The organism is Lentzea sp. NPDC059081, assembly GCF_042738015.1.
Lineage (GTDB): Bacteria > Actinomycetota > Actinomycetes > Mycobacteriales > Pseudonocardiaceae > Lentzea.
Genome location: NZ_JBHYGW010000011.1, coordinates 14,632 through 35,568 on the forward strand (window position 1 = coordinate 14,632; position 20,937 = coordinate 35,568).

General features: G+C 69.5%; 20 protein-coding genes. 9 read left to right on the forward strand and 11 right to left on the reverse strand.

Features of this window, described 5'->3' with window-relative positions; translation table 11 throughout:
* Window positions 1-6: 6 nt before the first annotated feature.
* Window positions 7-2,010 (forward strand): S9 family peptidase, encoded by a 2,004-nt coding sequence (locus tag ACFWV3_RS23935; protein ID WP_382413817.1) that lies wholly within the window; start codon window positions 7-9, stop codon window positions 2,008-2,010.
* On the opposite strand, the gene ACFWV3_RS23940 is transcribed toward ACFWV3_RS23935, so the two are convergent.
* Window positions 1,980-3,020: a DUF4192 domain-containing protein gene (locus ACFWV3_RS23940; protein ID WP_382413818.1), complete on the reverse strand. Its 1,041-nt coding sequence runs from the start codon at window positions 3,018-3,020 to the stop codon at window positions 1,980-1,982. The two genes, ACFWV3_RS23935 and ACFWV3_RS23940, sit on opposite strands and share 31 nt — an antisense overlap.
* Before the next feature lie 184 nt (window positions 3,021-3,204).
* A complete protein-coding gene (locus ACFWV3_RS23945; RefSeq protein ID WP_382413819.1) occupies window positions 3,205-5,004 on the reverse strand; it encodes a Xaa-Pro dipeptidyl-peptidase in 1,800 nt (599 codons plus the stop codon).
* A 108-nt stretch (window positions 5,005-5,112) separates the two neighbouring features.
* Between ACFWV3_RS23945 and add the strand changes: the two genes are divergently transcribed.
* Window positions 5,113-6,114, forward strand: coding sequence for an adenosine deaminase (gene add / locus ACFWV3_RS23950; protein ID WP_382413820.1), 1,002 nt, complete (start codon window positions 5,113-5,115; stop codon window positions 6,112-6,114).
* A gap of 14 nt (window positions 6,115-6,128) precedes the next feature.
* The gene (gene cutA / locus ACFWV3_RS23955) at window positions 6,129-6,425 is read left to right on the forward strand and encodes a divalent-cation tolerance protein CutA (RefSeq protein WP_382414216.1); all 297 of its coding nucleotides are present in this window, start codon (window positions 6,129-6,131) and stop codon (window positions 6,423-6,425) included.
* Here the strand turns inward: cutA and ACFWV3_RS23960 are convergent.
* Complete coding sequence (locus ACFWV3_RS23960) at window positions 6,408-8,432, reverse strand: UvrD-helicase domain-containing protein (RefSeq protein WP_382413821.1); 2,025 nt, start codon at window positions 8,430-8,432, stop codon at window positions 6,408-6,410. The genes cutA and ACFWV3_RS23960 overlap by 18 nt on opposite strands.
* A gap of 315 nt (window positions 8,433-8,747) precedes the next feature.
* On the opposite strand from ACFWV3_RS23960, the gene ACFWV3_RS23965 reads away from it, so the two are divergent.
* Genes ACFWV3_RS23965 through lspA form a run of 3 tightly spaced genes read left to right on the forward strand, consistent with a single transcriptional unit; the run spans window position 8,748 to window position 11,085 of the window.
* Window positions 8,748-10,034 (forward strand): 6-phospho-beta-glucosidase, encoded by a 1,287-nt coding sequence (locus tag ACFWV3_RS23965; RefSeq protein WP_382413823.1) that lies wholly within the window; start codon window positions 8,748-8,750, stop codon window positions 10,032-10,034.
* A 48-nt stretch (window positions 10,035-10,082) separates the two neighbouring features.
* Window positions 10,083-10,550: a YybH family protein gene (locus tag ACFWV3_RS23970; RefSeq protein ID WP_382413825.1), complete on the forward strand. Its 468-nt coding sequence runs from the start codon at window positions 10,083-10,085 to the stop codon at window positions 10,548-10,550.
* A gap of 49 nt (window positions 10,551-10,599) precedes the next feature.
* Window positions 10,600-11,085 (forward strand): signal peptidase II, encoded by a 486-nt coding sequence (gene lspA, locus ACFWV3_RS23975; RefSeq protein WP_382413827.1) that lies wholly within the window; start codon window positions 10,600-10,602, stop codon window positions 11,083-11,085.
* Here lspA and ACFWV3_RS23980 read toward each other — a convergent pair.
* Together ACFWV3_RS23980 and ACFWV3_RS23985 are read right to left on the reverse strand one after the other, a co-directional pair.
* Complete coding sequence (locus ACFWV3_RS23980) at window positions 11,057-11,710, reverse strand: endonuclease V (RefSeq protein ID WP_382413829.1); 654 nt, start codon at window positions 11,708-11,710, stop codon at window positions 11,057-11,059. The two genes, lspA and ACFWV3_RS23980, sit on opposite strands and share 29 nt — an antisense overlap.
* Window positions 11,688-12,653, reverse strand: a complete 966-nt coding sequence (locus ACFWV3_RS23985; protein WP_382413831.1) for a DUF3500 domain-containing protein — start codon at window positions 12,651-12,653, stop codon at window positions 11,688-11,690. Before ACFWV3_RS23985 ends, ACFWV3_RS23980 begins: the two co-directional genes overlap by 23 nt.
* A 92-nt stretch (window positions 12,654-12,745) precedes the next feature.
* On the opposite strand from ACFWV3_RS23985, the gene ACFWV3_RS23990 reads away from it, so the two are divergent.
* Window positions 12,746-13,093 (forward strand): ArsR/SmtB family transcription factor, encoded by a 348-nt coding sequence (locus ACFWV3_RS23990; RefSeq protein WP_382413832.1) that lies wholly within the window; start codon window positions 12,746-12,748, stop codon window positions 13,091-13,093.
* A complete protein-coding gene (locus ACFWV3_RS23995; protein ID WP_382413834.1) occupies window positions 13,077-13,622 on the forward strand; it encodes an SRPBCC domain-containing protein in 546 nt (181 codons plus the stop codon). Before ACFWV3_RS23990 ends, ACFWV3_RS23995 begins: the two co-directional genes overlap by 17 nt.
* Window positions 13,623-13,728: 106 nt before the next feature.
* On the opposite strand, the gene ACFWV3_RS24000 is transcribed toward ACFWV3_RS23995, so the two are convergent.
* The 4 genes from ACFWV3_RS24000 to ACFWV3_RS24015 form a co-directional block, all read right to left on the reverse strand.
* Window positions 13,729-14,670 (reverse strand): MBL fold metallo-hydrolase, encoded by a 942-nt coding sequence (locus tag ACFWV3_RS24000; RefSeq protein WP_382413836.1) that lies wholly within the window; start codon window positions 14,668-14,670, stop codon window positions 13,729-13,731.
* A 24-nt stretch (window positions 14,671-14,694) separates the two neighbouring features.
* Window positions 14,695-15,123 (reverse strand): CBS domain-containing protein, encoded by a 429-nt coding sequence (locus ACFWV3_RS24005; protein ID WP_382413837.1) that lies wholly within the window; start codon window positions 15,121-15,123, stop codon window positions 14,695-14,697.
* Window positions 15,124-15,270: 147 nt separating this feature from the next.
* Window positions 15,271-15,429, reverse strand: a complete 159-nt coding sequence (locus ACFWV3_RS24010) for a hypothetical protein (RefSeq protein ID WP_382413839.1) — start codon at window positions 15,427-15,429, stop codon at window positions 15,271-15,273.
* 190 nt (window positions 15,430-15,619) lie between these two features.
* Window positions 15,620-16,834, reverse strand: a complete 1,215-nt coding sequence (locus tag ACFWV3_RS24015; protein WP_382413841.1) for a DUF6923 family protein — start codon at window positions 16,832-16,834, stop codon at window positions 15,620-15,622.
* 88 nt (window positions 16,835-16,922) lie between these two features.
* Between ACFWV3_RS24015 and ACFWV3_RS24020 the strand changes: the two genes are divergently transcribed.
* Window positions 16,923-17,681, forward strand: coding sequence for a DUF4239 domain-containing protein (locus ACFWV3_RS24020; RefSeq protein WP_382413843.1), 759 nt, complete (start codon window positions 16,923-16,925; stop codon window positions 17,679-17,681).
* Here the strand turns inward: ACFWV3_RS24020 and ACFWV3_RS24025 are convergent.
* Window positions 17,678-18,358: an EcsC family protein gene (locus ACFWV3_RS24025; protein WP_382413844.1), complete on the reverse strand. Its 681-nt coding sequence runs from the start codon at window positions 18,356-18,358 to the stop codon at window positions 17,678-17,680. The two genes, ACFWV3_RS24020 and ACFWV3_RS24025, sit on opposite strands and share 4 nt — an antisense overlap.
* Window positions 18,359-18,368: 10 nt before the next feature.
* Window positions 18,369-20,885, reverse strand: a complete 2,517-nt coding sequence (locus tag ACFWV3_RS24030; protein WP_382413846.1) for a PEP/pyruvate-binding domain-containing protein — start codon at window positions 20,883-20,885, stop codon at window positions 18,369-18,371.
* Window positions 20,886-20,937 lie beyond the last annotated feature (52 nt).

Below are 20,937 nucleotides of genomic sequence, written 5' to 3' on the forward strand. Positions count from 1 at the left end.
TCCGGGATGACCGACTTCGCCTCCTTCGAGAGCTACAACGCCACCCCGCGCCTCGGCTCGCTCGCGCTGTCCCCGGACGGCACGCGGCTCGTCACAGTCGTCTCCTCGCTCGCCCCGGACGGCAAGACCTGGCAGGGCGCCCTCTGGGAGGTCGACCCCTTCGGCGAGCGGGACGCCGTGCGGCTCACCCGGTCCGCCAAGGGGGACTCCTCCCCCGTGTTCGCCCCGGACGGGTCGCTGCTGTTCCTGTCCGCGCGCCCGGACCCGCTCGCGAAGCCGGGCGAGGGCAAGGACAAGAAGGCGCTGTGGCGGCTTCCGGCCAGCGGTGAGGCCGCCGAGGTGCTCCGGCCAGGAGGCGGAGTCGGTCAGCTGCGCGCGGCGGGCGAGACGGTGCTCTTCACGTCGTCGGCGTACCGCTTCACGGAGTTCGGTGACGAGGACGACGCCAAGCGCAAGGACCGCGAGGACGCCGGCGTCACGGCGATCCTGCACGAGTCGTACCCGATCCGGTACTGGGACGCGGACCTCGGCCCCGCCTACCCGCGCCTGTTCTCCGCCCCGCTCGGGGACGTCACCGCGGAGACCGTCACGGCGCTGAGCGAGGACGCCGAGAGCAGGCTCAGCGACGAGGACATCGCCCTCAGCCCGGACGGGAAGTGGGCCGTCTTCGGCCACGACGTCGACGTCAGCGCCTCCTACGGCCGCAGGACCGAGCTCAGGGTCGTGGCCACCGGCGGAGGTGCGTCGCGGACCATCGCCTCCGAGGACGGGTACTCGTTCGGCGGCGCCGCGTTCACGCCGGACTCGACCGCCGTGATCGCGATCCGGTTCCGCGAGTCCACTCCGGACTCCCCCCACCGGCGGGACCTGGTGCGCGTCGAGGTGTCCGACGGCTCGGTCACACCACTGGCGCCCGGCTTCCAGGAGGAACCGGATCACCCGGTGGTGAGCCCGGACGGATCGGCGGTCTTCTTCACCGCGAGCCACCTCGGTCACCAGCCGGTCTGGCGTCTCGACCTCGGCAGCGGCGAGATCACGAAGCTGACGGTCTCCGGCTATTACAGCGACCTGCTGGTGAGCCCGGACGGCCAGACGCTGTACGCACTGCGCAACTCGGTGGACCACCCTCCACAGCCAGTGCGGTTCGCCTCCTCCGGCGCCGACCAGGACCCCGAGCGGCTGCGTGCCCCCGGCGCCCTCGCCTCGGTGCCCGGCACCCTCACGGAGATCTCCACCGTCGTCGCCGACGGCCGGACCGTCCGCTCCTGGCTGGTGCTGCCCGAAGGCGCCTCCGCCGACTCCCCAGCCCCGCTCGTCCTGTGGGTGCACGGTGGCCCGGTGATGAGCTGGAACGGCTGGACCTGGCGCTGGAACCCGTGGCTGATGGCCGCCCGCGGCTACGCCATCCTGCTGCCCGACCCCGCGCTGTCCACCGGGTACGGGCCCGACTTCATCAAGGCCGGCTGGGGTCGCTGGGGTGCAGAGCCCTACACCGACCTCATGGCCATCACGGACGTCGCGGTCGAGCGGGACGACATCGACGCCTCCCGGACCGCGGCGATGGGCGGCTCGTTCGGCGGTTACATGGCCAACTGGATCGCCACCCAGACGGACCGCTTCCGCGCGATCGTCACCCACGCGTCCCTCTGGCACCTCGACGCGTTCTCCGGCGGCACGGACGCCTCGTACTTCTGGATGCGGGAGATGGGCGACCCCCTCACCCGGCCGGAGCGGATCCAGGCCAACTCCCCGCACCTGCGGGTCGCGGACATCAAGACCCCGATGCTCGTCATCCACGGCGACAAGGACTACCGGGTCCCGATCGGCGAGGGACACCGGCTGTACTTCGACCTCGTCCGCCACGGCGTCACCGCGAAGTACCTCTACTTCCCCACCGAAAACCATTGGATCCTCACCCCTGGCAACTCTCGGGTCTGGTACGAGACGGTGTGGGCGTTCCTGGCCGAGCACGTCCTGGATCAGGAGTGGGAGCGGCCGGAGCTGCTCTGAGCGGTCCTGAGCAACCGACGGGCGCTGTCCAGGTACTTCCTGGACATCGCCCTCATCTCTTCCGGCGGGAACGCCGCGCTCAGGGCGGCACGGAGGAGCTTGGTCAGGGTGTGGCCCGGGCAGGCGTCCTCGGCCGCGTCGATCGCGATGGACGCGAGACCTCCGTCGCCGCGCTGGTAGGCGTAGAAAGCCAGCAGGCACGCGGGTTCTGCGCGTTCGGGCGCCGGGCACGTCCTGGTGAGCTCGAGCCACAGCCGCTCGGCCTGCCTGGACTTGGGCAGTGCCGCGAACCCCATGCTCGCGTCCCGCACGTCCGGTACCGCCAAGGCCCTTGCCAGCGCGACGATCTCCGCGTCCGGCAACTGTCCCTTGCGGTCCTCGACGGCGTCGATCGCGTCGCGCACCCGGTGCAGTTCCACGCCGGGGTCGGGCTCGCCCGAGCTCGTGATGAGCTCGTCGAGCAACGCGGACCGGCGTTCCAGCGCTTCCGGTGGGTCGAGCGCGGCGATCGCGGCCAGCGCGGCACGTGACTCGAAGGTCACGTTGCCGTCGTGTGCTGTCGCGGCCGCCACGGCGGACAGACGGGGATCGGGCAACGTCCCGTGGCAGTCGACATCCAGGTAACAGAGCCAGCGCGCGTCCTTCTCGCACGCCGGCAGCCACACGGCATCGACGACGTCGATACCCACCCCGCCCAACGTGTTTCTGAGTGCGGTGACGAGCGGTTCGTGCGGCAGCTCCTCCGGCATGTGCTCGGACGGCGCGCACACGACCACGAGGATCACGTCGGCGGCGCCTTGCTCGAGCAGCGGGGTCTGCAGCTGGGCGGCGAGGAAGCCCCTATGTCGTGGGCGGGGCAGGTCGACGCGCATGGTCATGCTGACCATGCCTTCTCTCAGCACCAGCACGACGAGCGAGTCCGCCGGGTGGAACCCCATCAGGTGCGGGATCGCGGCGTAGAGGTCGCCGGCGTCGTGCACCCGGATCGGTTTCGGGAGGGTGGTGGGCATGGACCCACAGTGGTGGACGGGACGGGGGTGGTGGTGGGGTGAGCGGGAAGCTGTGGACAACTTCGCGGTTGTGGACAGGTCGAGATCTTGAGCGGCTTGGAGCGGGGGTTTTGTCGGGGGTGGGTGTTAGGGTGCCGCGCTTCGGTCCTTTCGGAACGGACGGGGACCGAAGCGCGGCGTCACATCAGAACCCTTGGAGCACGGCGCGCCAGCCGCCGACGACGGGCAGCTCCACCGATGTCCGGGCGAGGTCCAGCGACAGGCCCGCACCCGGCTGCGGGCGCAGGGTGTAGTCGTAGTCGCTGGAGATCAGCACGAACTCGAGCCGGTGCCCGGCCTGCAGGAGGTAGTCGTCGGGCACGATCGGCACGTCCACGTCGTAGAACTTGCCGGGCTTGATCGGCGACGTCCTGTCCGGCCGCTCCCTGTTCTGCGGGTCGGTCGAGCCCCGCGTGATGACGTACGACGTGCCGTCGGCGGCCCGGTCGACCAGGAGCGTCGTCACGTTGGCGGCGGGCCGGTCGAACGCGAGCCGCAGGTGTGCCGTCGTCTTGCCGGACAGGCGCACCGGCTTCCGCGCCGGCTCGGTCGCGTAGGAGAGCCGGTTCGGCGACGTCGCCTGGTCGATCAACGACTCGGCCGTCTTCGTCGCGTCGTCGGTCAGCTTCTCCACACCGCGGCCGGGCAGGACGCCGAGACCGCCCTTGGCCGATCCGCCAGGGGACAGGCGCAGCCGCACGCCGGACGTGCCGGGAGCCGGCCAGTCCTTCTCGTCGACCCACGTCTTGTCCTCGCGCTGCACCGTCGCCTTCGGCTCCTTGTCGACGCCGTTGCGGTGACCCCAGAGGTACTGGGTGAACCAGCGGTTCAGCGTGCGGCGCCACTCGGCCGAGCGCAGCGTGTCGGGGTCCGTGTGGCCGGACTGGTGCAGCCAGATCTTGTGCGGCACACCGACCTTCTTCAACGCCGAGTACCACTGCTCGACGTGCGTCATCTTGACGTTCGTGTCGTTGAGCCCGTGGACCGCGAGGACGGCGGCGCGGACCTTGCCGACGTCGTTGAGGTAGTTCCGCTTGTCCCAGAACCTGGTGTAGTCGCCGGTGATCCGGTCCTGGTCGCGCGCGATCTCCGCGATGACCGGCTTGCAGATCTCCCGGTCGGCACGGGTGTAGACGTACTCGGCGAGCACGTCGGCGTCCTCGCCCTGGAACGTGCCGGGCGCGACGACGGCGCCGTCCGCGCGGTAGTAGTCGTACCAGCTGGAGATCGCGGCGATCGGCACGATGGCTTCTAGGCCGCGCACGCCTGTGGAGGCAACGGCGTTGGGCAGCGTTCCGTTGTAGGAGACGCCCATCATGCCGGTCTTGCCGGTCGACCAGGTGGCCTTGATGGCCTCGCCCGTCGCGGTGCGCGCGGACGCACGGCCGTTGAGCCAGTCGACGACGACGCGCGCGCCGATCGTCTCGTTGACGTCACCCGTCGTGGGGCAGCCCGTCGACTTGCCCGTGCCGAGCGACTCGGCGTAGACGACCGCGTAGCCGCGGGAGATGAAGTAGGCCTCGTAACGACCCGACGTGATCGGGTTCGGTCCGAGAGCGGCGGTGATGCGTTCGTCGGAGGAGGACTTGAGCAGACGGCCGTTGCGCTTGTCCGGCACGTACAGCTCGACGTCGACGTTGTGGTTGGCGACGTCGTTGCCGCCCGAGAAGTACGGGCTGACCATGTAGACGACCGGGACCTTGAGGCCGCGTTCGGTGGCGCGCGGCCGGACCACCTCGGTGTAGACCTCGTCGTCCTTGCCGTCGCGGTCGCTGTCGACCGGCGCGCGGACCCAGAGGCTCTCCTTCACCACGTCCTTCGGGTCGAAGACGGGTTGCGCCTCGCCGTCCTGGAACACCGGTCCTTCTGCGGCCTGGGCCGTCGCGGGCAGGAATGGCAGTACCAGCACCGCCGTCAGCAGTGCGACTCTTCGTGCGCCCCTCACGAGGCACCCCCAATGCGGAAGCCAGAGACAGGGATTCGCCCTGCACCCTCTCCTTTGACTGCAAGACATGTCACCCGTCGAACGGCCCTTGACCTGAGAGCATGGACCGTGCACATTTCCGACTTCGTCCACTCCCTGCCGAAGGCCGAGCTGCACGTCCACCTCGTGGGCGCGGCTTCCGTCGACACCGTCCTCGCGCTCGCCCGCAACCACCCCGGCGGGCCCGTGCCGACCGACGCGGAGGCGTTGCGGAAGTTCTACGAGTTCACGGACTTCCGGCACTTCATCAACGTCTACGGAGTCGTCAACGACCTGGTCACCACCGGCGAGGACGTCCGCACGCTGATCACCGGGTACGCCCGTGACGCCGCGCGCACCAACGTCCGGTATGCGGAGCTGACGATCAGCGCGACGAGTCACCTGCGGGCCGGCATCGCGCCCGACGAGCTGGTCGAGGCGTTGGCGGCGGGGCGGGAGGAAGCGCTCGCGGTGCACGGCGTGGCCCTGCAGTGGATCTTCGACGTGCCCGGTGTGTGGGATCGCGACTGGGGCTTGACGAGCGCGCGGTTCGCGGCCGAGCACCGGCCGGAGGGCCTCGTCGGGTTCGGGCTGGGCGGGTTCGAGTCGGACTCGCCGCGGGCGAGGTTCCGCGAGGCGTTCGCGATGGCGCGCGATGCCGGGTTGCACATGGTGCCGCACGCTGGTGAAACGACGCCGCCGAGCGAGATCTGGGCGGCCGTGCGCGATCTGCGGGCGGAACGCATCGGGCACGGTGTGAGCGCCGTGCAGGATCCGGAGTTGGTGCGGCATCTCGCCGCCGAGGGTGTCGTCGTCGAGGTCTGCCCGACATCGAACATCCGCACGGGCGCGGTGAAGTCTTGGGACGACCACCCGTTGCCGAAGCTCGTGGAGGCGGGTGTGCCGGTGACGATCAGCACCGACGACCCCGGCATGTTCCACACCGATCTCGATCGCGAGTACCTGGTGTGCCATGAGCAGTTCGGGTTCGGGCGTGACGAACTCGCCGATCTCGCACGGTCCGCCGTGCGCGCGTCGTACGCGCCTGCTGAGGTGAAGGACCAGTTGCTGAAGGAGATCGACGCGCTGTGAGTGGTGTGTGCGTGGTGACGACGACTGTCGACTCCGCCGAGGCTGCGGAGTCGTTGGCGAAGAACATCGTCGAGGCGCGTCTCGGCGCGTGTGTGCAGATCGTGCCGATTCGCAGCGTGTACCGGTGGGAGGGTGAAGTGCACGTCGACGCGGAATGGCAGTGCGTCGTGAAGACGTCCGCCATCCGCGCCGACGAACTCGTCGCGCACATCAAGGCGCATCACACCTATGACGTGCCCGAGGTCGTCGTCACCACCGTGGTCGGCGGCAACGACGACTACCTCGCGTGGGTCTCAGAGGAGACCTCGTAGGTGACGGGGCAACGGTTCGGTGTGCAGTACGCCGAGCCGTTGCGTCGCCCTCGTCAACGCCACGTACAGCTCGCTCGGTGACATGCGTTGCGGTTCGACGACGAGGACGACGTCGAACTCCAGTCCTTTCGACGCGCGCGGCGGCATCCAGCCTTCGCCGATGACAGCGATCGTGCGGCCGTCGCGTCGGGCGGCGTGGGCGTCGAGTTCGTCGCGCACGGCAGACGGCATGTCTGTGACGCGACGGGCCCACGGACGTACGCCGGTGTCTCGAACCGACACCGGCGCCGACGCGTCGGGGTCGACGAGCTTCAGGACCGGGGTCGCGACCGCCATGATCTCGCCGGGCGTGCGGTAGTTGACCTCGAGCCGGCGGTAGGCGAACCGTTCGAACACCGAGCCCCAGCTCTTGACCCCACCAGCGGCCTGTCGCTGGGCCAGGTCGCCGACGACGGTCATGGACTTGTTGGGGCACCGACGCAGCAGCACGCGCCAGTCCATTGCAGACAGTTCCTGCGCCTCGTCGACGACGACGTGTCCGTACGTCCACGTGCGGTCTTCGGCGGCGCGCTCGGCGAGAGAGCGGTGGTCGCGCACCTCGTGGCGGATGGCCAGCATCTCGGCGTTGACGAAGTCGGTGACGATGTACTCCTCGGAGTCGGCGCGCTTGTCGATGGACAGGACGTCCATCACGCCACGGGCGTACTCGAGTTGTTCCTCCTCCTCACGCATGGCTTTGCGCTCCGCGGTGCCGTCGGAGCCCAGGAGGTCGGCGAGCTCGTCGAGCAGAGGGACGTCGGACACCGTCCACGCGGCGCCGTCCTCCCGGAACAGTTCCGGCACGCCGATCCGGAAGCAGCGGCCCTCGTAGAGCTCGGCGAGCAGTTGTTCGGGAGTGAGCTGCGGCCAGAGCCTGTCGACGGCGGCGCGCAGCTCGGAGCTGTGGCGGAGCTCGTGGCGGACGTCCTCCTCGATCTCGGGCCAGTCGACACCGATCAACCGCATCGCCGGCGCGACGAGCTCCTCGGCCAGCGCGAGGAAGAAGTACTTGCGGGCGGCGTTGTGCGGGAGGTCGTAGTAGCGGGTCTTCTCGCGGGCGACGGCGGCGACGTGGGCGTCGAGGGGGACGACGACGTCCTCCAGCTCGATGTCGATCGGCTGGTCGGGGAGCTCCTGCCGGTCGGCGACGGCGACGGCCAGCAGGTCCAGGACCGACAGCTGGCCCTTGAGGCGTTGCAGTGACGGGCTGTCCTCGACGTCGGTGACGACGCCGGGGTAGAGCTCGCCGGGTGTCGCGAACACGACGTCGGTCTCCCCCAGCGACGGCAGGACGTCGCCGACGTAGCGCAGGAAGCCGGTGTTCGGGCCGACGATGAGCACGCCGTGCCGCGACAGGCGTTCACGGCGCGTGTACAGCAGGTAGGCCACTCGGTGCAGGGCCACGGCGGTCTTGCCGGTGCCGGGGCCGCCTTCGATGACCAGCACGCCGGAGCCCGAGTAGCGGATGATCTCGTCCTGCTCGGCCTGGATCGTCGACACGATGTCGCGCATCGTCGCCGTGCGGGGTGCGTCGAGGGCGTCGAGGAGTGCGGTCGCGTCGGTCAGCAGCTCGTCGTCGTGGAAGTCGCGCAGCTCCCGGTCGCGCACGCGGAAGTGCCGGCGCAGGACGACGCCTTCCGGGTTCGCGGCGGTCGCCGTGTAGAACGGGCGCGCCGCCGGTGCCCGCCAGTCGAGCAGAAGTGGTTCGAAGTCGTCGTCGAACAGTCCGACGCGACCGATGTAGGCGCACTCGCCCTTCTCCGAGTCGATGCGGCCGAAGCAGAGGCCGTCCTCCGCCGCGCGGTACTTGACGACCTGCCTGGTCAGCAGCTCGACGGCGGCTTCCCGGTCGAGCCTCTGAGTGGTGGTGTCCTTCAGCGCCGCCGCGAGGTCCGCGGCCGCTTTGTTCCGTTCCTGATCGAGCTTTTCATACAGAGCGGTGATCCGTGCCTGTTCGCTCGCCAACACCTTGCCCCCTGTGATACAATAAATCCGTCTTCCCGGAAAATTCATTCCGAAAACACAAAGCCATTCTTTCTATCACGTTCTCGTCGTGCGCGGAACCCCGTGAGCGGATCGCCCGGGCTACGCCTGAGCTGGGACAATACGGCGGCGCGACAGCCTGACGTGCAGAGTCACGAAGTCGGCCGATGGTGTTCCGGACAGCGATCTCGTCGCAGCAAGGAACGCTCTCCGGTAATTCGTCGCGCGCCGCAGCTGAAATGTAAGATCGACCGTGCTGGGCGCACTGCGGGAAGACGCCGGAATGGACGTGGTCGAAGCATGAAGCTGGTCATCCTGGGCGGCGGCGGTTTCCGCGTGCCGCTGGTGTATCGCGCGCTGCTCCGCGACAACTCGCCCGGCCGGGTCACCGAGGTCGTACTGCACGACCTCGACGCGTCGCGCCTCGCGGCTGTCGGCGGCGTCCTCGCCGAGCTCGCGGACGGCATCCCGGACGCGCCCGCCGTGGCGGCGTCGACGGACCTCGACGAGGCGGTGCGGGGAGCGGACTTCGTGTTCTCGGCGATCCGCGTCGGCGGGCTCGACGGGCGTGCGGCCGACGAGAGCGTCGCGGCCGGCTGCGGGGTGCTCGGGCAGGAGACGGTCGGGGCGGGTGGGATCGCCTACGGTCTGCGCACCGTTCCCGTCGCGCTCGACATCGCGCGTCGTATATCGGTGCACGCGCCGGACGCGTGGGTCATCAACTTCACCAACCCGGCCGGCATGGTCACCGAGGCGATGTCGGCGCATCTCGGCAACCGGGTCATCGGGATCTGCGACTCCCCCGTCGGGCTCGGCAAGCGGGTCGCGCGGGCGGCCGGGGTGAGCCTCGACGACGCGTGGCTCGACTACGCCGGGCTCAACCACCTCGGCTGGTTGCGCGGTGTGCACGTGCGCGGGCACGACGTGCTGCCGGGGCTGCTCGCCGATGCCGAGCGGCTGGAGTCGTTCGAGGAGGGCAAGCTCTTCGGTGCCGAGTGGCTGCGGACGCTGGGTGCCATCCCGAACGAGTACCTGCACTACTACTACTTCACGCGCGAAGCCGTGGAGGCTGGTGCGTCGCGTGGGGCGTTCTTGTTGGAACAGCAGCGACGGTTCTACGCGGCGCCGTCGTTGGAGAGCTGGGAAGAGACGCGTCTTGAACGCGAACAGACCTACATGGCCGAGACGCGCGATGAGGAACGCGACGCCGACGACCTCGACGGTGGCGGCTACGACCAGGTCGCACTGGAACTGATGCACGCCATCGCGTCCGACAAGCGGGCGACATTGATTCTCAACGTGCCGAACGGCACCACGTTGTCGTGTCTGGACGCCGACGCCGTCGTCGAGGTGCCGAGCCTCGTCGATGCCAACGGCGCACGTCCCGTCGCGGTCAGCCAGGTGCCCGACGAGGGCGTCGGGCTCGTCACGTCGTTGAAGACCGTCGAGCGCGCCACCATCAAGGCGGCTGTCAGTGGCGAGCGCGCGCATGCGGTGAAAGCTCTCGCGTTGCACCCGTTGGTCGACTCCGTCGCCGTCGCTCGCAAGATCGTCGACACCCATCCGTTCCTGTTCGGGTACCGGTAGCCGAAATTCGGGTGAGCGCGGGCGGGGTCGGCGCTAGCTTCCGGGGTCGTGGACTCCGACGTGGCGAGGCAGCTCAACGACGACATCTGGCATCCGTTCCGACTGTCCTACTCGCGGCTGGACGCGCCGGCGTTCCTCGCGCTGCACTCGCCGGAGCTGATCCGTGCCGGCGGGCCCGCGAAGCAGGTGCTCGGTTTCGCGGGCTACTCGGCCCAGATCGAGCAGTGGTTCGCCGACCTCGCCGATCGGGGCAGCTCGGTGGACATCTCGTTCCGGTTCGTCGAGCGCATCGCGGACGGCGACCTCGCGAGCGAGCGTGGCATCTTCCGGATGGTGGCGACGCGGGCGGATGGTGACCAGCGCACGTTCTACGGTCGCTTCCACACCTATGCGCGCCGTGTCGACGGGCGATGGCGCATCTGCGTCGACTACGACACCGACGAACGATCGGACTCGCTGGAGGCGAACTTTCTCGCCGCTGTCGACGTCGACGACGTCGGCGCGTTCGACGCGTGACCAGGGTCTAGTGCCGAGTGGTGGTGTTCTTAACTACGCTCGTCCGCAAATGGACACCACCACCTCTCGCCGCGTGCCGCTCGTCGTCGGCATCGCCGTGCTCGTGCTGCTGCTGGACCAGGCCACGAAGTTCTGGGCCGAGAGCGCGCTGACGGGCCGCGCGCCCATCCCCGTGCTCGGGGAGTTCCTGCAGCTCAGGCTGCTCTACAACCCCGGTGCCGCGTTCTCGATCGGCGCGGGGTCGACGTGGATCTTCACCATCGTCGCGGCCGTCGCCGTCGTGCTGCTCGCGCGGTACGGGCTGCAGCCGCAGACGAAGCTGCGGGCGTCGGCCCTCGCGTTGATGCTGGGTGGCGCGACCACGCACCTGCTCGACCGGCTGTTCCGGCCGCCGGGTTTCGCGCGCGGGCACGTCGTCGACTTCATCGACTACAACAGCTGGTTCGTCGGCAACGTCGCGGACATCGCGCTGGTCTGCGGTGCGATCCTGCTCGTGCTGCTGAGCTTCACCCCGACGAAGCAGCCTGCCGCGTGAGGGTGTCGGCGCGGCGGGTCGTCTCGGGCAGCCGGTAGCGCGGGGCGAGGCGCAGCACCTCGGCGCAGGCGCGGTCCAGGTCGATCTTGTGGCCGACCGACACGAAGACCGGCTTGACGCCGTCCTGCGTGCGCAGTGCCCTGCCGACGACCTCGTCGTCCATGACGAGGTCGCTCGCCGACCCGCGCTCGGGGCCGGGCTGGTCGAAGGTGCCCATCGCGTTCTTGGCGACGCCGATGCTCGGGATGCCGGTCTGCACGCCGAGGTGGCACGCCAGGCCGAAGCGGCGCGGATGGGCGAGGCCCTGGCCGTCCGCGACCAGCAGGTCCGGGGCGACGGTGAGCCGGCCGAGAGCGGTGAGCAGGACCGGCATCTCGCGGAACGCGAACAGGCCGGGGATGTAGGGGAAGTCCGTCTTGTCCTCGACGACGACCTCGTCGAGGACGGTCAGCGTCTTCGCGTCGAACACCACGCACACGCCCGTGACGGTGTCATCGCCGCGATAGCCGACGTCAAGGCCCGCGACGGTGTCCACGCGCAGGTCCGGCGCGCTGGTGGTGATCACCTGGGTGCGCAGGCGTTCTTGCATCGCGACGGCGTCGTCAACCGTTCTGGGCCACTCCACGGGCGACAGTGTGCCGTGACGTGTCGTAGTGGGCGGCGATGAGGTCGTCGCCGAAGTCACGTGAATGGCGACGCCACACCGTGTGGACGTGGTTGGCCTCGTTGGCCGTGTTGTCGTACTCGATGAGCAGTTCCGGGCCTTGGACCCGGTAGTAGTGGCCCTCGCCGCGGCGTAGTGAGCCCTCCCACGCGAAGTGCAGGCGGTCGAAGTCGAGCTGCGCGAACTCGTCGTCAGCCAGCTCGAACGCGAGGCGGTCGAGGTAGAGGCGGACGATGTCGACGAGCAGCTCCCCCGCGGGTTTGCCGAGCTGGGCCGGCGTCACGCCGACCGGGTCGGACGGGGTGACGCGCGGGGCGTTGCCGGTGCGGATGTCGTGGGGCGCGGTGTCCGACACGACGGCGAGGCCGCGGGCGGTCGGTCCCATGCGGTCGAGGAGCTGGCGGGCGAGCTCCTCCTCCAGTCGCAACGGCTGGCCGACCACGCGGCCTCGGTAGGTGACGCGGGCCGGGTTCGCTCCCAGGAAGAACGGCGTCGCCGAGACGCGGCCGTCGGCGACGACGACGTTCACCGACAGGTGGTGGCCTTCGACGCGCCATCCCCACGGTTCGTCGCCGGCCGGGGTGCCGAAGAGGATGGTCCAGTAGTCGCCGCTGTGGCGGTCGCGGGTGCCGCCCTCGCGGTGGTCGAGGACGTCTTCGAGTGCCATCACCGCCGCGGCTTGCGCGTACGAGTGGGGGCTGAGGACGGTGGCCAACATGCCGTGGACGGCTTTGCGCTGGTCGCGGCGGAGGTCGCCGAGCACCAGGCCGGGTCGGGTGCCGGGTGTGTACGCCCAGCGGTGCCGGACGTCGTCGTCGGTGACCGCGCGGATCGCGTGGTCACGCTGGTCGGCGTCGAGCAAACCGATATATCGGCGCGTGGCGTCGGCGACGTCGTGCAGCATCTCTCGAACTTATAGGCCTTGGGCGTTCAGCACAGGCGACGAACCGCGCTCGTCTCGACTTGGGGCGGATCAGGTGTTAGAAATATTACGTAATGAAGTTGCCACATGATGACGACGCCGTCTGGCGTGCCCTGGCGAACCCGCTGCGGCGCGCGATCCTCGATGTCCTGCGCACCGGCCCTCGTACGACGAGTGAGCTGGTGGAGGCGTTGGAGACGAGCCGGCACGTCGTCATGCAGCACCTCGGTGTGCTGCGCGAGGCCGATCTGGTCCTCGTGGAGCCGCGGGGCCGGAAGCGGGTCAACCACCTGAACCCCGTGCCCATCCAGCAGATCCACCGGCGGTGGGTCACGCAGTACGAGGAGAACTGGGCAGCGGCGCTGGTCGGCCTGAAGCACGCGGTCGAGGGCGCCGGACAGGAGGATGAGGACGTTGGCTGACCCCGGTGCCGAACTGGTGCACAGCATCGTGATCGCCGCTCCCATCGAGAAGGTGTGGGCGGAGATCACCAAACTCGACGGCAGGCAACGCGCCATGATGGACGCCGTGCTCGACTCGACGCTCAAGCCGGGTGCGCCGCTGTACTACCGGTCGACCGATGGGAAGCGTGTGTTCGTCGTCGGTCGCGTCGTCGAGGTCGACCCGCCGCGGCTGCTCTCCCACACGCAACGGCTCACGATGCGCGACGACCCGTGGACCGTCGTCTCTTGGGAGCTCGAGGAGGTCGACGGCGGAACGCGCGTCACGGTGCGCAACTCCGGCTGGCCCGAGGGCGTCGAGCGGCTCGACAAGGTCGACGGCACCTGGAAGGGCATCCTCGCCGCGCTCAAGCAGGTCGTCGAGTCCGGCGACGTCGGCGTCGGGCTGAAGCTCCAGTACGCGATGATGCGCGCTTTCATGTGGGCGATGCCGGCCGGCACCAAGGCCGAGAACGTGCCGACGCCGCCCGAGGTCGGTCGCGCCGGCTGACGCACGCCTTCCGGTCGGCGGCGAGGTCTGATGTGGACGATGTCCAGAAGACCTCGCTGCCGACCAGCAGTTCGCCGACGACGTCGTCGGCGAACCGATATATCAGTCAGGCGTGGCAGGCGATGGGGCCGCCGTGGAGCTCCATCATGTCCATCCAGACGGGAACGAGCTCGACGCGTTCGGAGAGGGGCTTGCCGTCCAGCTCGTGGTAGGCGCGGTGGAGGTTGCCGACGAGGCGCTCGGGCTCCTGCCACGACGAGTACCGCGACTCCCCTGCCTCGCGGGCGACCTCCATCGGGGTCTTGCCGGCCGCGTGGCCTGCCGTGGCGAGGTCGTAGAGGTAGGTCGTGTACGCGACGAGGTCGTCGAGCACGCGGGTGATGTCGTCGCCGCGCAACAGCGGGCCGTGGCCGGGGACGACGACGTCGGCGTCGAACGCGCGCAGGAACTCGAGCGCGGACAGGTAGCCCTGGATGCTGCCCTCGGCGAGGAACGGCTGGCCGCCCGCGAAGACGAGGTCGCCGGTGTACAGGACGCGGTCGGCCGGGAGCCACACGACGGTGTCGCCACGGGTGTGCGCGGGGCCGGGGTGGTGCAGCTCGACTACGCGCGTGCCGAGGTGCAGCGTCAACGACGTCGTGTAGGTCAGCGACGGCGGCCGGACCTCGAGGTGGCCGTAGTCCGGGCCGGCCAGCACCTGGGACGCGATCAGGCCGGCCGAGACGACCTCCTCGCGGCAGGCGTCGTGGCCGATGATCGTGGTCGACGGCGGGAGCAGCCAGTTGCCGTAGGTGTGGTCGCCGTGGTGGTGGGTGTTGACCACGTACCGGGGGTCGGCGGCGGTCACGGACGCCACCGAGGCGAGCAACGCGCGGTTGCGCGCCTCGGTGGACGTCGTGTCGACGAGCAGCAGCGTGTCGTCGGTACCGAGGACCACGCCGGTGTTGTTGATCATCCAGGACCCGTCGGGCTGGACGTAGGCGTGGGCTCCGGGCGCGACCTGCACCAGCTCCGGCGCGAGGTCGGGTCCATCCGAGGAACGATTCACCCGAACGAGCGTAGTGACGTCGGGTCAGCCCTGGGCGATGTAGGCCTGCAGCTGGTCCTGCGACTGTTCGAGCTGGCCGATCCGGCTCTTCACGACGTCGCCGATGCTGACGATCCCGACCAGCTCCCCGTCGGACACCACGGGCACGTGCCGGAAGCGCCGTTCGGTCATCACGACCGTGAGGCCGTCGACCGTGTCCGAGGGCGAGCACGTGTAGACGTCGACGGTCATGATCGACGAGACCGGGGCGGACAGCAGGTCGGCGCCCACCTCGTGCAGGCGGCGGACGACGTCGCGTTCGGACACGATGCCCACCACGCCCGACGGGCCGACGACGACGATCGCGCCGACGTTGTGGTCGGCCAGGGTTCTGAGCAGCTCGGACACCGGTAAGTCGGGAGCGATCGTCGCGACCGCCGATCCCTTGGCCCGCACAACGTCAGCAATCCTCATCTGGCGCCTCCGATCCTGTCGGTCCGGTAGGCAACTCAGGCTAGATCGGATCCGGACAGAACGGGAGACAGTGCCCCCAAGGGAGCAGGGGACGCGCTCGATCGAACGAACGCGTCCCCCGCGGTGTCGCGCCTGGTCGCGCGTCGGCTACGCGGTTCCTCCGCGGCGACGGGTCGCGAACTGGCGCGGCTGGACCACCGGCACCCGCTGCTGCGGCAGCGTGAAGTGCGTGTTCTGGTCCTGGCCTCGTTTGCGCGCACGGCGTGCGGCGCGGTTGCCCGGCTCGGGCGGGGTGGTGTCAGGCATGCGAAAGCCTCCTCACGAAGAGGGCGTGCAAGGGCACGGCGACAGAACAGCCGTGAGAGAAGGACCCGCGGAAGGGTCACCACGCGCGACGAACGAGGTCGCGGAGCAAGCGTCGAGAGCGCTGCGGGGCTTCATCAGCTGAAGTACATGGCCGCAACGCTAGCGACGGCACCGAATCACGCCAACCGAATTAACCGCGGGCTCGGGCCGCCGCCGCGCCGGCACCCAGCATCACGAGGACGATCGTCACCATCGCCCACTTGCGCGACTTGGTCAGCGGCGTCGACTCTGGATCCAGCGCGAGGTCCGCGCGCGGCTCGGTCTTCTGCCGCGCCGCGCGCACCGGAACCGGTTGCGGCGGAACGGATGGTGGGCTCGTCACCACCGGAGGCGTCCGCACGACCGGCGCGACGACGGGCACCGGTGCCGGAACGGGAGCGGGCGCCGGTGACGGTACCGGTGACGGTGCCGAAGTGGGGGCGGGAGGCTGCGGCACCTCGGGGCGGGGCGCCGGAGGCTCGACGCGGGGCGGCATCGGCGCCGGCAGGCAGCCCGCCGCGTCGATCATGCCCATCTGCTCGCCCGTCGACAGCTCCGCCGCGGACGTTCCGGTGATCCGGTAGACGCGGCTGCGGCCCTGGTAGCCGTTGTTGACGGCGTACACCGTGCCCGCCGCGTCGACCACGACGGCGCCGTAGGTGGACCTGCCCGGCAGGCCGGCGATCTCGGTCGTGCTCACCACCCGGCCGGTCACCGGGTCGAACGTGACGACCTCGCCCGGCCCGTGGCCGCCCGCCGAGACGCCGGTGAGCTTCCCGGTCACCGGGTTCGGCGTGAAGTCGTCGAGCGCCAGCGCGGGCCAGCCGAGCACCACGGTCCGCACGACCTTCAGGTACGACGGACTGGCCGGGTCGATGTCGATCGCGTGCAGCCGCGCGTAGTCGCGCACGTAGAACGTGGTGCCGACGACGGCGCCCGCGGACACGTCGTCGGTGTGGAACCACGGCGCGTCAACGGGTCCGAGGTCGTTGACCGCGCCCTTGGTGTCGATCAGGACGACGTGCGACGGGTTCTTCCACCACTGGTGGCCTTTCGACGTGAGGCCGACGAGACGTCCCAGTGCGGGCGAGTACCCCAGCGCATTCACCGCGTAGTCCAGCCGAGCTACTTCCGTCACCCCACCGGATGACACGTCGAGTTTCGAGAAAGTCGAAAAGTTTCCCCGATTGAGTGAACGCACTTGATAAGCGTCACAACTCGGCGGAGCAGCCTGCGCAACAGCGCTGGTGAACGGCGCGGAAAGCACCACGAGAGTCGACGCGGCACTCAACGCGAGCAAATCGCGACGCCACCGGGATGGAGCAGCCCAATACGACAACCGGGTATTCGTGCTGTTGCCGTGCATTTCCACCTGACCATTACTCGTGAACCGGACCGCGCTGTACCGGCCACAGTAGACCGTGGTCTAATCCCACTCCAAGAAAGGAGCCGAATTGAGCATTTACCTCAGCGGCACGCTCTGGGTTCTGGGTGCCGCGGTCATCTCCGCCGTCCTCGTCGTCATCACCCGCCGGTTCGGCTCGGACGAGGTGAGCGAGAAGAACCTCGGCGCCGGCGGCTCGGTGTTCAGCATCGTCGCCGGCCTGCACGCCGTGCTGGTCGCGTTCATCCTGATCTCGCTGTTCGACGCCGCCAACAGCGCGGAGGAGCAGGTGCAGAAGGAGGCCAACGCGCTCGTCGCGGTCAACTGGTCGGCCTCGTCGCTGCCCGAGCCGGCGAAGTCCAAGGTGGACGAGCTCAGCCGCGACTACGTCTCGACCGTCGTGAACGACGAGTGGCCGCGCATGCGCGACGGCGAGGACGTCGACGACCGGGGCTGGGTCACGTTGAACCGGCTCAAGGAGACGATCGCGACCACGGCACCGGACGGCGACTGGCAGGAGGACCGCAAGGCCGAGGCCGCGAACCAGCTCTGGGAGGTCTACCAGGCCCGGCAGGAGCGGCTGGAGGCGGCGGGCAACGGCGTCAACCCGGTCGTGTGGCTGGCGCTGGTGATCGGCACGCTGCTGTCGCTGCTCTTCCCGTTCCTGTTCGGCGGGCCGAACCTGGTCTCGCAGCTGCTGATCACGATCACGCTGGCCTCGACGCTGGTGCTGCTGCTGTTCGCGATCTACCAGCTGCAGAACCCGTTCAGCGGGGGTGTGCTCATTCCGTCCGACGCGTTCAGCGCGGCGCGCGACCGGCTGAGCTAGCGCGAGTCGGTCGTTCCGTCCGCTTCTTCGATCTCGACGTGCAGCACTTCGCCGTCGATGACCTTCGGCTCCTGGTCCGGCTCCGGCGGCAGCAGTTCCGACTGGGTGAAGTAGCGATTCGCGAATGCGCCGACCGCACGGGTCGAGGCGGCGTCGACACCACCGCCGATGACGCCGCCGAGCACCGGAACGCCCTTCGCGGCGAGGCTGCCGAGCTTTTTCGTGCCGTATCTCGTGATGAGGGCCGAGGCGGCCTTCTTGGTGAACTGCTTGATGCCGACCTTTTTGAACAGTTCGGTTCCGGCGTTGCCGAGCAGGCACAGCAGGATGGCCGTCTGCACCTCCTCGCTGTCGACGTCGTGGCCGCGCAGCGACGCGATCGACGCGATGAGGTGCGTCTGGATCACGTAGGTGGCCGCGACGTTGGACGGCAGCGAGACGGGCAGGGTGATCAGCCCGCCGAGGTTCGTGATGAAGCCCTGGGCTCCGGCGAGCGCCACGTGCGTGCGGATCAGGTGCCTGATCGCGGCGACCTCGTCGCCCTTCTTGGCGAGCGCGTCGGACGCGGCCTCGCGGGCGCTCTTGAACGGCCCGAAGCCGTCCACGCCCGCGCGCAGCAGGTAGTCGGCGATGCCCTGCTGGGCCTTGGTCAGCTCACCCTTGTTGGACTCAGCCACGCCTCCGAGATTACGCGTCCAGCAGGTCCTGCGAGACTCGGACGGGCGAGTCGGCGGCGATCACCGCGCCCGTGCTGCCGTCGACGGTGATCCGCTCGCCGGTCTTGATCCTCGTCACGGCCTCGCGCACGCCCACGACCGCCGGGATCCCGTACTCCCGCGCGACGACGGCGCCGTGCGAGTTCGCGCCGCCCATCTCCATCACCAGGCCGCCCGCGGTCAGGAACAGCGGAGTCCACCCGGGATCCGTCGACGGGGCCACGAGGATCTCGCCGGGTTCGAGGTGGGCGCCGACCGGGTCCATGACGACCCGCGCGACGCCGGTGACCGTGCCCGCCGACGCCGGCGTGCCGACCAGGTCGCCGTCCGCGGGGACGCCGTGGTGCACCGCCTCGGGTTCCGTCCCGTCCGACAGCAGCACACGCGGGATGTGCCTGCGCCGCAGCTCGCGGTCGTAGACCTCCCGCCGCGCCGCCACGATCTCGCGCAGGTCTCCTCGTGCGGAGCGCATTTCCTCGAAGTCCAGGAAGAACACGTCGTCCCCGGCGTCGAGGCGGCCGTCCGCGGCGAGCTGGGCACCGATCTCGGCGATCCTCTTGCGCAGGGTCCCGAACAGCGTGATGACCAGGTACTTCGGATACTCGCGCAGGCCGGCGAGCATTCTGGTGCGGCGCAAGGCGAAGCGCACGAGCCAGCCACGTCCCCTGGCCCGCCGGGCGAGGGTCTCGATCATCGCCTCGGCTTCGGCGGCACCGCGCGCGAACACCACGTCCGGATGCGCCTGGTCCCCGTCCAGCAGCAGGAAGTTCCGCACCACGCCGGCGACGTGCGCCGGGTCGTCGGACCACCGGGGCAGGCCCAGGTCGATCTCGGCCACGGCGCGGTGTCCCCACCTCGCCAGGAAGTCCTCCAGCACGGCGGGACGGCCGCCGGCGCGGAACCGCTCCAGTGCGGCGGGATCGCGGCGAATCTGCTGGGCGACGTCCCACATCGCCATGTCCATCTCGGTGGTGATGTTGTTGGGCAGGCCGCGCAGCACGGTCTGCAGCTCCCCCGGCTTCGTCCGCACGACCTTGCCCACGAGGCCGAGCATCGCGAACCCGATCAACGCGGTGGGCGCGAGCTTCGGGAGCATCGGCACTACGCACTGCCGCAGCGCCTGTTCGATCGAGAGGCTCGCGGACTTCTCCAGGACCTCGCGTTCCATCAGCAACGCGGTCCGCACGGCCTTCTCCGGGTTCGCCAGCGCTTTCACCGCCGTCACGGGCACGTGGAACCGGCGGGCGAGGCGCAGCACGCGTTTCACCGCGGGTGCCGGCGAGGAGGTCGTGATCGCGAACCTCGGGTCGTCGAACAGGCCGCGCAGCACCTCGGCCGAACGCGCCTCCATCACGCCGAGCAGACGCGTCACGAACTCGCGACCCACCTTGCTGCGCAAGACCTTCGTGACGTCGAGGAAGATCCGGTCACCGGCCTCCACATAGGACTTGCTCGCCGGGTCGCCGATCACGATCTCGAGCGCGGACTTGGCGATCTCGCGGAACACCGCGCGGCCCATCGGCGTGATCGGCCGCTCGAGGCCCTGGGCGAGGCTGAAGCAGAAGTAGACGTGCACGTCGCCGTCCGCGTTGTCCGGCAACGGGAACAGCGTCGTGATCGGCCGCGCTTGGGTGAGGTGCAGGTCGCCGTCGGCGTCGATGGCCCACTCGGTGTCCTGCGGCGCGCCGTAGTGCTGCTGCACCTTGCGGCCGAGGACGGCGAGAGCGTGGATCTGCCCGTCGGTGAGGCATGGGTCCCCGTTCTCGCCGACCTCGACGTGCTCGGTGCCGCCACCGGGCAGTGAGCGGATGAGGAACCTCTTGTCCCCCAGCCGTTTCTCGACGATGTCACTGCCGTCGACGACGAAGTGGTCGGGGTTGACGGCGCCGGACACGACGGCTTCGCCGAGGCCGGAGCTGGCGTCGATGACGACCTGGTCGCGCTTGCCGGTGACCGGGTTCGCCGTGAACATCACGCCGGAGATCGCGGACTGCACCATCTGCTGTACCACAACGGCAAGGTAGGTCGTGGTGTGGTCGATGCCGTTGGTCTCGCGGTAGCTGACCGCGCGATCGGTCCACAACGAGGCCCAGCACCGGCGGACGGCGTCGACCACCGCGTCCTCGCCGACGACGTTGAGGAACGTGTCCTGCTGGCCCGCGAAGCTCGCGAACGGCAGGTCCTCCGCCGTCGCACTGGACCGCACCGCGACGGGCACGTTGTCGCCGAGCGCGCGGTACGCCGTGCCGATCGCGTCGCGGATCTCCTGCGGCACAGGGGTTTCCAGCAACGTCCGACGGGCGTTCTCCGGTGTGGTGCTCGCCAGTTCGCCGGCTTCGGCGACGGCGCGGTAGGCGTCCGTGGTGACGCAGAAGCCCGGCGGCACCGGGAAGCCGGCCCTGGTGAGCTCTCCCAGGTTCGCGGCCTTGCCGCCCACGACGGCGAGCATCGTGCCGTCGACACCGCTGAAGTCGATGGTGAGCGCCATGGCTGCCCCTCCCGGTTCTGCTTGGAGAGGAGGTTACGAGCGTTCTGCCAAA

What these genes read in the sequence shown, in the direction of transcription:
- lspA (WP_382413827.1), top strand. Translation starts at nt 10,600, where the DNA reads ATGGACACCACCACCTCTCGCCGCGTGCCGCTCGTCGTCGGCATCGCC.
- ACFWV3_RS23935 (WP_382413817.1), top strand. Translation starts at nt 7, where the DNA reads ATGACCGACTTCGCCTCCTTCGAGAGCTACAACGCCACCCCGCGCCTC.
- ACFWV3_RS24010 (WP_382413839.1), bottom strand. Translation starts at nt 15,429, where the DNA reads ATGCCTGACACCACCCCGCCCGAGCCGGGCAACCGCGCCGCACGCCGT.
- ACFWV3_RS23990 (WP_382413832.1), top strand. Translation starts at nt 12,746, where the DNA reads ATGAAGTTGCCACATGATGACGACGCCGTCTGGCGTGCCCTGGCGAAC.
- ACFWV3_RS23965 (WP_382413823.1), top strand. Translation starts at nt 8,748, where the DNA reads ATGAAGCTGGTCATCCTGGGCGGCGGCGGTTTCCGCGTGCCGCTGGTG.
- ACFWV3_RS24015 (WP_382413841.1), bottom strand. Translation starts at nt 16,834, where the DNA reads ATGCACGGCAACAGCACGAATACCCGGTTGTCGTATTGGGCTGCTCCA.
- ACFWV3_RS24005 (WP_382413837.1), bottom strand. Translation starts at nt 15,123, where the DNA reads ATGAGGATTGCTGACGTTGTGCGGGCCAAGGGATCGGCGGTCGCGACG.
- ACFWV3_RS23940 (WP_382413818.1), bottom strand. Translation starts at nt 3,020, where the DNA reads ATGCCCACCACCCTCCCGAAACCGATCCGGGTGCACGACGCCGGCGAC.
- ACFWV3_RS23985 (WP_382413831.1), bottom strand. Translation starts at nt 12,653, where the DNA reads ATGCTGCACGACGTCGCCGACGCCACGCGCCGATATATCGGTTTGCTC.
- ACFWV3_RS24030 (WP_382413846.1), bottom strand. Translation starts at nt 20,885, where the DNA reads ATGGCGCTCACCATCGACTTCAGCGGTGTCGACGGCACGATGCTCGCC.
- ACFWV3_RS23995 (WP_382413834.1), top strand. Translation starts at nt 13,077, where the DNA reads ATGAGGACGTTGGCTGACCCCGGTGCCGAACTGGTGCACAGCATCGTG.